Source organism: Pseudolactococcus plantarum (assembly GCF_002441715.1).
In the GTDB taxonomy this organism is placed as follows: domain Bacteria; phylum Bacillota; class Bacilli; order Lactobacillales; family Streptococcaceae; genus Pseudolactococcus; species Pseudolactococcus plantarum.
Map to the genome: position 1 here is coordinate 201,584 of NZ_JXJX01000002.1, position 9,785 is coordinate 211,368.

11 protein-coding genes are annotated in these 9,785 nt (G+C 36.3%); 3 read left to right on the top strand and 8 right to left on the bottom strand.

Features of this window, described 5'->3' with window-relative positions; all coding sequences use genetic code 11:
* Positions 1 to 257 precede the first annotated feature (257 nt).
* Together RU87_RS02005 and RU87_RS02010 are read right to left on the bottom strand one after the other, a co-directional pair.
* Positions 258 to 2,132 carry a PTS mannitol transporter subunit IIBC gene (locus RU87_RS02005; protein ID WP_068162512.1) on the bottom strand — a complete coding sequence of 625 codons (1,875 nt, stop codon included), beginning with the start codon at positions 2,130 to 2,132 and terminating at the stop codon, positions 258 to 260.
* 157 nt (positions 2,133 to 2,289) lie between these two features.
* Entirely contained in the window at positions 2,290 to 3,117 is an 828-nt protein-coding gene (locus RU87_RS02010) for a methyltransferase domain-containing protein (RefSeq protein ID WP_068162509.1), read from the bottom strand.
* A 158-nt stretch (positions 3,118 to 3,275) separates the two neighbouring features.
* Between RU87_RS02010 and RU87_RS02015 the strand changes: the two genes are divergently transcribed.
* Positions 3,276 to 3,905: a copper homeostasis protein CutC gene (locus RU87_RS02015; RefSeq protein ID WP_068162827.1), complete on the top strand. Its 630-nt coding sequence runs from the start codon at positions 3,276 to 3,278 to the stop codon at positions 3,903 to 3,905.
* A gap of 62 nt (positions 3,906 to 3,967) precedes the next feature.
* Here the strand turns inward: RU87_RS02015 and RU87_RS02020 are convergent, their stop codons facing one another.
* The 5 genes from RU87_RS02020 to RU87_RS02040 form a co-directional block, all read right to left on the bottom strand.
* Positions 3,968 to 4,426 (bottom strand): RpiB/LacA/LacB family sugar-phosphate isomerase, encoded by a 459-nt coding sequence (locus RU87_RS02020; RefSeq protein ID WP_068162505.1) that lies wholly within the window; start codon positions 4,424 to 4,426, stop codon positions 3,968 to 3,970.
* 31 nt (positions 4,427 to 4,457) lie between these two features.
* On the bottom strand, positions 4,458 to 5,096 hold the full coding sequence (locus RU87_RS02025) for a carbonic anhydrase family protein (protein ID WP_068162502.1): 639 nt from the start codon (positions 5,094 to 5,096) through the stop codon (positions 4,458 to 4,460).
* A 291-nt stretch (positions 5,097 to 5,387) separates the two neighbouring features.
* The gene (locus RU87_RS02030; protein ID WP_068162499.1) at positions 5,388 to 6,419 is read right to left on the bottom strand and encodes an ABC transporter permease; all 1,032 of its coding nucleotides are present in this window, start codon (positions 6,417 to 6,419) and stop codon (positions 5,388 to 5,390) included.
* Positions 6,412 to 7,155: an ABC transporter ATP-binding protein gene (locus RU87_RS02035; protein ID WP_068162496.1), complete on the bottom strand. Its 744-nt coding sequence runs from the start codon at positions 7,153 to 7,155 to the stop codon at positions 6,412 to 6,414. Before RU87_RS02035 ends, RU87_RS02030 begins: the two co-directional genes overlap by 8 nt.
* A gap of 175 nt (positions 7,156 to 7,330) precedes the next feature.
* Positions 7,331 to 8,254 carry an NAD-dependent epimerase/dehydratase family protein gene (locus tag RU87_RS02040; protein ID WP_068162492.1) on the bottom strand — a complete coding sequence of 308 codons (924 nt, stop codon included), beginning with the start codon at positions 8,252 to 8,254 and terminating at the stop codon, positions 7,331 to 7,333.
* 393 nt (positions 8,255 to 8,647) lie between these two features.
* On the opposite strand from RU87_RS02040, the gene RU87_RS02045 reads away from it, so the two are divergent.
* Together RU87_RS02045 and RU87_RS02050 are read left to right on the top strand one after the other, a co-directional pair.
* On the top strand, positions 8,648 to 9,046 hold the full coding sequence (locus RU87_RS02045; RefSeq protein ID WP_068162489.1) for an HIT family protein: 399 nt from the start codon (positions 8,648 to 8,650) through the stop codon (positions 9,044 to 9,046).
* Positions 9,047 to 9,085: 39 nt separating this feature from the next.
* Positions 9,086 to 9,319 (top strand): hypothetical protein, encoded by a 234-nt coding sequence (locus tag RU87_RS02050; protein ID WP_068162486.1) that lies wholly within the window; start codon positions 9,086 to 9,088, stop codon positions 9,317 to 9,319.
* Positions 9,320 to 9,425: 106 nt separating this feature from the next.
* On the opposite strand, the gene RU87_RS02055 is transcribed toward RU87_RS02050, so the two are convergent.
* Positions 9,426 to 9,686, bottom strand: a complete 261-nt coding sequence (locus tag RU87_RS02055; protein WP_068162483.1) for a hypothetical protein — start codon at positions 9,684 to 9,686, stop codon at positions 9,426 to 9,428.
* Positions 9,687 to 9,785: the final 99 nt, after the last annotated feature.

Below are 9,785 nucleotides of genomic sequence, written 5' to 3' on the forward strand. Positions count from 1 at the left end.
CTCCTTGAATCGTTCAGCATCATTGACTACACGCATAAGTGAAAAAGCATCTTGTTTCTTGTCATAAATAATGATTGGCGATACCCAACAAAAACTCGCAATTGCGAGTTTTTTATCTGATTACTTTAGTGAAATACGCCATGTTTAAGCGTACTAGCAAAATGATCTATGAAGGAATAGTTTCAAACTTCCTTTTTCGGTTCACAGAATTTTCTAAATCAACAATTTACCTCTTTTTAGAAAACGATCACTAATCATTATTTCCTCATTCTCGCCACCATTTTATCATACTCATGAGTGGTAATCAAACTATCAACACTTAAGTATTGTGCATTTGGCGCATAGCGTTTAGCAGTTTCTAAATTATTTTGAGTGACCACAACAACGATATTAGGGGCATTATAGGCTGCTAATGCTAGAAATTCTACATCTGAAACAGGGATTTTAACTCCATTATGAGCAAAGATTGCTTTTAGTGTTTCTTGTCCCATAGTCGCACTACCAATAGCTGTCGCATCATGTGCAAATACAACCTCATCGATCAGATTCAAATCAATATCACTTGTTGTCTCTTCTTGGCTGGTTGGGACAGGGTTAACTGGTGTATGACCACCTGTTAAACTATCTATAATCGCTTCATATTTAGGTGAGTTCAAGAAATTTGAAACGGATACACGAGTCGCACTTGGTGCCATTTTTGCTGCACGTGGTGCTAATTCTTCTTGTGTGACAACCAAAGTATCAGCTGCATCAGTTAAGTTAGCAATCGCACGGTTTGTAACATCAATATTTAGTCCTGCTTTTTTAACTTTATCACGAAGGATAGAGGCACCCATAGCTGAAGATCCCATACCTGCGTCACAAGCAAAGATGATATGTTTGATGTTAGCTGCTACAATCTCAGTATCAGTTGCAACTGGTGCTTGACCTTTAGCAACTGCTTTATTTGATGCTAATTCAGCTTGTGCTGATTCAAGTGCTGAATCATCTACCATTGACTTATCATTTTTAAGAATTAAAGCAGAGACAAAGAATGAGACAGCTGCTGCTGAAATAACGCCGGCTAGCACTGCTAAAAAGTTACCAATTCCTTTTGGCGTCATAGATAAAATGGCAATAATTGATCCTGGTGATGCTGGGGCTTTAAGCCCACTACCTAACATATTATTCACAAATGTACCTGTTACACCACCGGCCATAACGGCACCAAATAGCGCTGGTTTCATCATCACATAAGGGAAGTAAATTTCGTGAATACCACCGATAAAGTGGATAATAATCGCACCAGGTGCTGTCGCTTTTGCTGATCCTTTACCAAACATCCAAAACGCAATCAAGACACCTAAACCAGGTCCAGGGTTAGCTTCAAGTAAGAAGAGTAGAGATTTACCAGTTTTTAGCACTTGTTCAGTACCAAGCGGTGTTAAGATACCATGGTTTATCGCATTATTGAGGAACAAAATTTTTGCTGGTTCAATAAATAAGTTTGCGAGTGGAATCAAGTGATTTGAAATCAGAAAATCCACCCCATGAGCCATGATTTTTGTCAATCCTTCAATGACTGGCCCAACAACTTTATTGGCAATAAGTGCCATGGCAAACCCAATTAACCCTGCTGAGAAGTTGTTGACTAACATTTCAAGTCCAGCTTTAACTTTAGGTTGTGCCCATTGGTCAAATTTCTTGATAACCCAAGCCCCTAATGGTCCTAAGATCATAGCTGCTAAAATCATCGGTACGTCTGTCCCTCTGCTTGCAACAGCATCTTTAAAATGACCTACAAAATCAGTACTTGATGGATTCAATCCTGACACTGTATTTAAAAATGAAATTGAGCCTTGCGTTGCAACGATTGCACCCATAGTCGCAATCGCACCGACAACACCACCACGATGGTCATACACATTTTTACCACCAGTATAGCCAATCATGATTGGTATTAAATAAGCCAACATAGGACCTACTAATAAGGCAAATTGGGCATTAGGTAACCACCCATCACCAATAAATAATGTTGTGATGACCCCCCATGCAATTAAGATGGGGATGTTTGGCATCACCATGCTAGATAAAGCAGAACCGATACGTTGTACCGCTACTTTTAAGCTGAATTGTGCTTTTTCTTCGTTCATAACAGTCTCCTTGCAACTTGTTTTCAGGAAATAATAGATATCTCATTATTGTAATAAATAAATACAGCGTGCATGATTTAGATATCCTTACGCCACACCCTAATTGTAATCGTTTGCAAAAAAAAGGTAAATAAAAGCCTTGACACAAAATATCGTGTCAAGACTTTTTTCCTTGTAAAATTTGCACATGGACTGTTGCTACCTGTGGTGGATGCTTAGCAACTTCTCTTTTTTCTTGTTCAGAGACTTGCCATTCTAACGGGCTCATTGATAAAAAATCTTGTTGTAAGTGATGCGGCAGTTCAAATTCATAGTGCACTGTTGTTTGACTATAATTTGGAAAATTATCGATAAATTTATCGACAACTTCTTGATTATCATACGCAACTTTCATCCCAAATGCCTGACGTAATTCTTGTAGATAAAATCGATCTGGGATTACTTTGATCACTTGGCCTGAAGAGGCAAGGACACGTTTGAACTCTTTATAATTTGATGGCGTAAAAATATTTAAAACTGTCGTCATCGATTGATCTGCAAAAGGTAGATTTGTCAAATCTGCTAAACTGAAAAAGGCTGCTAATTCGCTGTATTCACTTGCCATCTGGATGCCATCTTTGGCAATATCAAAGCCGAACTTACCACCTTTAACGTCAAGTTGATTTAAAAAACTCCCTTCGCCAGTTCCCACATCTAGTAGATTGCCATCACTGACAAATTTTTCAATCTCTGCTAATACTGGTGCGTACATACCAGCTTGAATCAGTTTACGACGCGGTTCAAACATCTTCCGCGTATAGTGTGTCGTATCTGCTTTAGTTGTCAAAAAATTAATGCTACCTTTTTTATTGAGGTTATAAGTATGACCACTCGTGCAAACCAAGGCATACTTATCTATGTTAAACCCATTATGGCAAATTGGGCAACGCAGTGCTTTAAGATTTTGAGCTAAATAAGTTGCAGCTTTATCAATTTTTTTTAGCATTTCTTTTTTAATCCTATACTATTTTTTAACAATTAAACATCAAGATAGATGTCAAAATGCTTTATTCAATCAATGAGACTATGTTTTATTATAGCATAGGATAGGATATGGTGTGGTATAATGATAAGCGAACTTTATCAAAACAAACTGGAGAAAATATGTTAATCAGAGAATTTTGTGCTGAAAATTTTACAGATATTCCTAGAGTCGTTGCAGCAGGTGTCGAACGTATTGAGTTATGCGATAATCTTGCACAAGGTGGTACAACACCCAGCTATGGTGTCATCAAAGAAACAGCAGACTATCTACGTGATCGAAAGACAACTTTTGCTACGATGATTCGCCCACGTGGTGGTGATTTTGTTTATCACTCTATCGATGTTCGTATCATGGAAACAGACATTTTAAAAGCTGTTGAAGCTGGTACAAATGAACTCGTTTTTGGTGCCTTAACACCAGATAATAACTTAGATATAGACGTGTTAGAAACATTAATGGTGGCAAGCCAAGGTTTGCCTGTTACGTTTCATATGGCCTTTGACGCTATTCCCCACCATTTACAACACTCATCGCTTGATACACTGGTTGAACTTGGATTTGATAAAATACTCATGCACGGTGACACCTTAGATAAACCTATCAATACGACTCATATCGCTGACTTAGTCAACTATGCTTCTGGTCGTATTCAGATTCTTGCTGGAGGCGGTGTTGTAGCAGAAACTGCACAGGAAATTTCAAAGTTAACTGGTAGTCAGTACGTGCATGGGACAAAAATTATCGCATAAGTACGACATAAAAAATCTCAGCTTGTTAAGACAAACTGAGATTTTTTTATATCATTACTTTATTAGCTTAGTTTTACTAGATGTTTTTCAGAAATAGCTTTAACTTTTTCAACACGTCTGATGTACTTTTCTTCTGCAAGAAAATCTGTTGTCATCCAAGTATTGACGATATCTAAAGCGATAGCTGACCCAATAATTTTACCACCCAAGCAAAGCACGTTACTATCTGTATGTTGACGTGCTAATTTAGCACAAAACGGATCCTGACAAACAACTGCATCAATACCATAAATACGGTTAGCAATCAAAGCTGATCCATAGCCAACACCATCTACAAAAATACCACGAACATTTTCTTGGCTTACTTTAATCGCTGCTGGATAAACAAAATCTGATAAATCAACTGCCGTCGTATCATAAGGTCCCATATCTTCAACCTCATGCCCCATCTCTAGTAATAATGCTTTTATTTCTAATTTTAATGCGACACCAGCATGGTCACTTGCCATAATAATTTTCATTTTTTGTTTTCCTGCTCCTTCTTAAATCATCTTAGTCTTCAATACGATAGATATCGCGATCTTCTAAGTCTTGTATATTTCGATAATTACTACGTAATTTATCTTGCAATAGCTCTTTTTCAGCTGGTGAAATTTTGATAGGTTCTTCCAAAATCATCCAAGTAACTGTTTGGTTAAGTGGCGGTGTCGTCATCGACCCTTTATAAGTCCAAAACGTGTGATTTTCAGGTAATAACTTATTAATATCAAACTCAACGAGTTTTTTAGGATTATTTAAAAGTGTTTCAATGCTATTATCAGTGCAAGCTTCATCCACATCTACAAATACTGCAAGTACAAGTTGATTAATATCAACACTCTCAAATGCGAAATGAATTTCAGCTGCATGACGTTGCCCATTAATCAAATGTTCTGCACCATCATGAAAATGAAAACGATTCAGCATATATTCATGACCACGCCATTGAAGATCACCTTCAGCATAAATTTGAATCCCAAAAGGTGCATCTTTGACGATTACTTCTTGTTCATGTGGTAGAGAAATCATTAGAGAAGTATCAACCTCAGATATAAGTTGTTCTTTTTGAATATCAATTGGAGATTGAGGAATTAAAGTATTATTAGCAAGCGCCCATTTATCTTGGTGCCTGTAATCTAGATGTTTCATCATAGTGACTCCTTTACAAGTACGCGGTATCCCGCAATGAATGAGAAATTTGGTCAGTAACTAATGTGTTTTTGTGCAACTTAATACACTATCGTAGAGTCAAGTAAACAAACAACACTTAATCACTGCTTTTTCTATCATAACATATTTTCTAATAATCTTTTAAATAAAAGCCTCATAAATATCAACAAGAAACAGATAATTGATACAGATAATTAACGCACTATACTTATCAAAATTGCTGCTGAAACACATCTGAACGCTGGATAAAGTCTAGGTTCATCACTACATCTGCTACTTTGATTTTAGTTTTAAACTAGGATACACCATTCCTAGAAAAAGACCACTAACAATAAAGACTAAAGCTAATCTTTTATCTTGAAAAGTCACCAAACTCACAACTAATTCAAGACCACTAACAATAAAGACTAAATACCTAATGACTTTTTTTGCCGCTAATTGCTTTTCAGTTAGGCTAATCGGATAAAGCTTTGCCATGATCTGATCATCTTGAGACTGGCTAATCGGTAATAATTGAAAGACCAGTAAATAGGTAAACAACAATGATAAAAGTAAGGCAAACAAATCATGATCTAATAAACATAATGATAGAAACGTCAGGCCTACCAAGCGCAACATCAACATAAAATAATCCCCACTTCTCAAAAACGTTCTGATAAATAGGTAAGTATACGCTTGTTTTGAGTTGCCAAGGAAAATATCTAAATACTTGCGTCTCTTAGCTGTTTGTTGTAACCCTTTTACTTCTGTAAACTGACTAAAAATTTTTAGCACAGCATATTGACGATGCTTTTCATCATTAATTAAGTGGCCCCATTGGATCAAGTCATGTACGATAAATGACCTAGCTTTTCTGGCTAATAAGCCATATTTGATTACAATCAAGCCGATCACCCAAAGCAATACCAAATAAAAAGGTAGCCGAACAAGTGGCGATACTAATAACACAGCGATCACAATCGCAATCGTAGGCAAAATCATCGATCTTTTAATGCTCGATTTCAAATAGGCTTGTACTGCTTGCTCCTTTGCTAAAAGGAATTGTTGATCTGCTGGCTCAACAAATGTCGCCAGTTGACCGATAAACAAGATCAAAATAGACACGACCACAGCGATGAGATAGCCAGGTAACCAATTTTGGGGCATGTTTTTGAGAAAAGCGGCATATTGATAAGCTAGAAAACCAAGTAAGAACATCAAAACTAAGACAAAATGATCATTGAACACATATCTTAGATATTTAAGATTCTGCACATGCCACTTGGTGCGACGCTTGGCAAATACCTCTGTGATACTTTTAGCCATTTGCTTGCCTACTTTCATCAGTCAAGGCAATATAGATATCGTCAAGACTAGCATCTGGCAAGCCAAATTGTGCTCGTAAGGTAGCCAAATTACCATCAGCGATGACCCGACCTTCATGTAAGACAATAAATTTATCACAGAATTTTTCTGCTGTTGATAAGATATGTGTGGACATCAAAATCGATGCACCACTTTTTTTCATCTCAAGCATCAGGTCAATCAAATCGTTAATCGCTAACGGATCAAGACCTAAAAACGGTTCATCTATAATATATAGCGATGGTTCTGTTAAAAAAGCACAGATAATCATCACTTTTTGCTTCATCCCTTTAGAGAAATTAGCTGGAAACCAATCTAGTTTATCAGACAATCGAAACGTTTTTAATAATTTTTCTGCACGATGCATCGCAACATCAATTGCAACATCATAAGCTAAAGCTGTTACCTCGATGTGTTCACGTAAAGTCAATGCCTCATATAATGAGGGTTGTTCTGGAATAAATCCAATTTTTTTTCGATAGTTTTCTGGATCTTGGCTAATGGTTACCTCATCAAGTAGCACCTGACCTTTATAAGGTGATAATAAGCCGATAATTTCTTGAATCGTCGTTGATTTACCAGCGCCGTTTAGCCCGATTAAGCCGACAAGTTCCCCTTCATTAACAGTAAACTCCACATCTTTTAAGACCGTATTACCAAAGTAACCACCAGTCAAATTTTTTATTTGTAATGTCATCTCGTCTCTTTTCCTGTATTACTGTGATACTATTATTTTATCATAATCAATAAAATATACACCATTTCATCATCTTGAATATAAAAAAAGTACATCAATCTAATATTGATATACTTTATTTGTCTACTCTGACCTCAATCCAAAACCATCACAAGATACCTTATTTTGCGTCAAGCTATTTCTCTTCGGCAAGCACTATAGAGATACCCTTTTCAAGCGTGGTAACTTTAAAATCAGGAAATGCATGTTTAAATTTATCAGATACAAAAATATTATCTTTCCCATATCTTGGTAATAACTCATCTAATTCACGTACATATTTATTAAATGGCTTAAGGAGTTTAAATTGCCATAGCGGCGTGACTTTAGCTTTCAAAGTACCATTTACGACTCCCTCACTAATCGCTAATATGTCCGAATAGGTCTGTGGTTCATCACATGGCAAATGCCAAGTCTGTCCATATGCACTTGGTGTATTGCCAATGAGTGCCATGGCACGACTAGCATCTGGCGTCCAAATTAATGTCCGAAGCGTTTCTTTATTGAGCGGAATATTAGCAGTCAGATGATTTTTTATTTTATCCAAAACGAGCTTATTCGTAATACTTTGTGTTCGTTTGGGACCGTAAAATTCTGGAGCACGACAGATAACAGCTTCCAAAGTACCATTTTTGATCTCATCTAAAATTAATTGGGCCATTTTAGCACGTATAGTTGATTTTCTACCTACAGGTAGAAAATCAGTCTCTTCATACTGTGGTGTATCATCTTTAGGATACATATACGTATTATCAAAAAAAACAAGCTTACTCTTTGATTTTTGACATGCTTTAATAATGTGATCTACCATAATCAAAAAATCAGATTCCCAAAGCTCAGAATCCATCGGTAAACCGGCAGTAAAATATACAATTTCACTATTTTCTACAGCCTTTTCAGTTTGATTCAAGTTCATTAAATCTGCTGCAACTACCTGATCCGTGGGATTTATTTTTTTCGGATTCCGACTGACTAACCGAATATCTCTTGTATAATTTTTGTATAATTCCTTTGCTAACTCGTGCCCTATTTGGCCATTACTGCCTAGAATTGTTTGCATTTTCTCTACTCCTATCTATCGTTTTGCAACACCTCGTGTGACAATCGAGGTTCATGCTTATACTAATTTCTATCTATCTTTTAGCACCTACATTTTTTCAGTGACCGACTAGTTGCCTTATCTGTATGTTTTATCAAATGATAAACTGATAGAACATGACCATTATTTTTATAAATTATTTCAAGGTCTCACCTATTAAACTAAAAAAATAAATTTTCCACAAGCAATAAGATTGAGAACGCACAATATGTGATGTGCATTACTGGTTTGTTTTGGGTAAGTTATCAATTTTGCAACTCTATTTTTATCTAAAAGTGAGCACTTTAAAGGATTTCGAATAATAATTTGTTATACTATGAGTATAGTAAAATTGATAAAGGAAACGGTATAATCATGACAGATTGCATTTTTTGTAAAATTGTTGCAGGTGAAATTCCTGCCTATAAAATTTATGAAGACGATGATATCTTAGCCTTTTTAGATATCACACAAACAACAAAAGGCCATACACTAGTCATTCCGAAAACACATGTCAGAAATGTATTAGCCATGACAGAATCACAAGCCGCAAATTTATTTGCTAAAATTCCTACTATTGCAACGCAACTCACAACTAAGCTTGGCGCTAGCGGATTAAATATCTTACAAAACAATGAAGAGATTGCAGGGCAAACAGTTTTCCACGCACATGTCCATTTAATTCCACGTTTTTCATCTGAAGATGGATTTAAAGCCAGCTTTACTGAACACGACCTCGACTTAAAAGCAATTCAAGATAGTTTAACAGCTTGATAACTATCTTTTCTATCTTAGCATGACAAGGAGAGCTATATGGGACTTATAGACGATTTAAAAGACTTACAACTATTTGGCAAAGCACTGATGCGCGATGGTAAAGAATTAAAAACAAAACTTGATCGTGTTCAAGTCGAAGCATCATATGCTGAGCTGATTACTGAAGATATCAAAAAAGATATCAAGGCCTACCAATTTGAAGCACAGCCACGAATTGACGTGATTCATCAATTAGCAGATAAAATCAAACATGAACTCAAGCAGTCATAGGCAGTCAAACTTTAAAAACACCACTTTATCAAAAGGCGGTGTTTTATTATTCGTCATTTTTTGAGTTAATTGCTTATGTCGGCCACCCTCATTGATGATACTGACTTTAAAAGTCAGATAATAAAGCGCTTTCTTTTTTAAGCACATACGTTAACTTCTGACCAAATCTCCCCTTAACCGTACCTTTCAAGGCTCTAGTAGACCCCCTTAACCTTGACATTATGGAGGCAAGGCGTTCTGCACACTTGTCTTTAACCTCAGTAGTATTGTTCAATTTCCTGTCAACAGCCGAAAACCCTTTTGACTTTATCGTTGCTTTTTGTATACTTTTTTCTAGTTCTCTATATGCATATTCGACAACATCCATTACTTATCCTCCTATATCTCTCATTTTCTGCCGATACGTCCGCTCATTATCATCTAGTGCACGCTGCAAACGTCTTTTTTCCTGATTCACAATCTCATC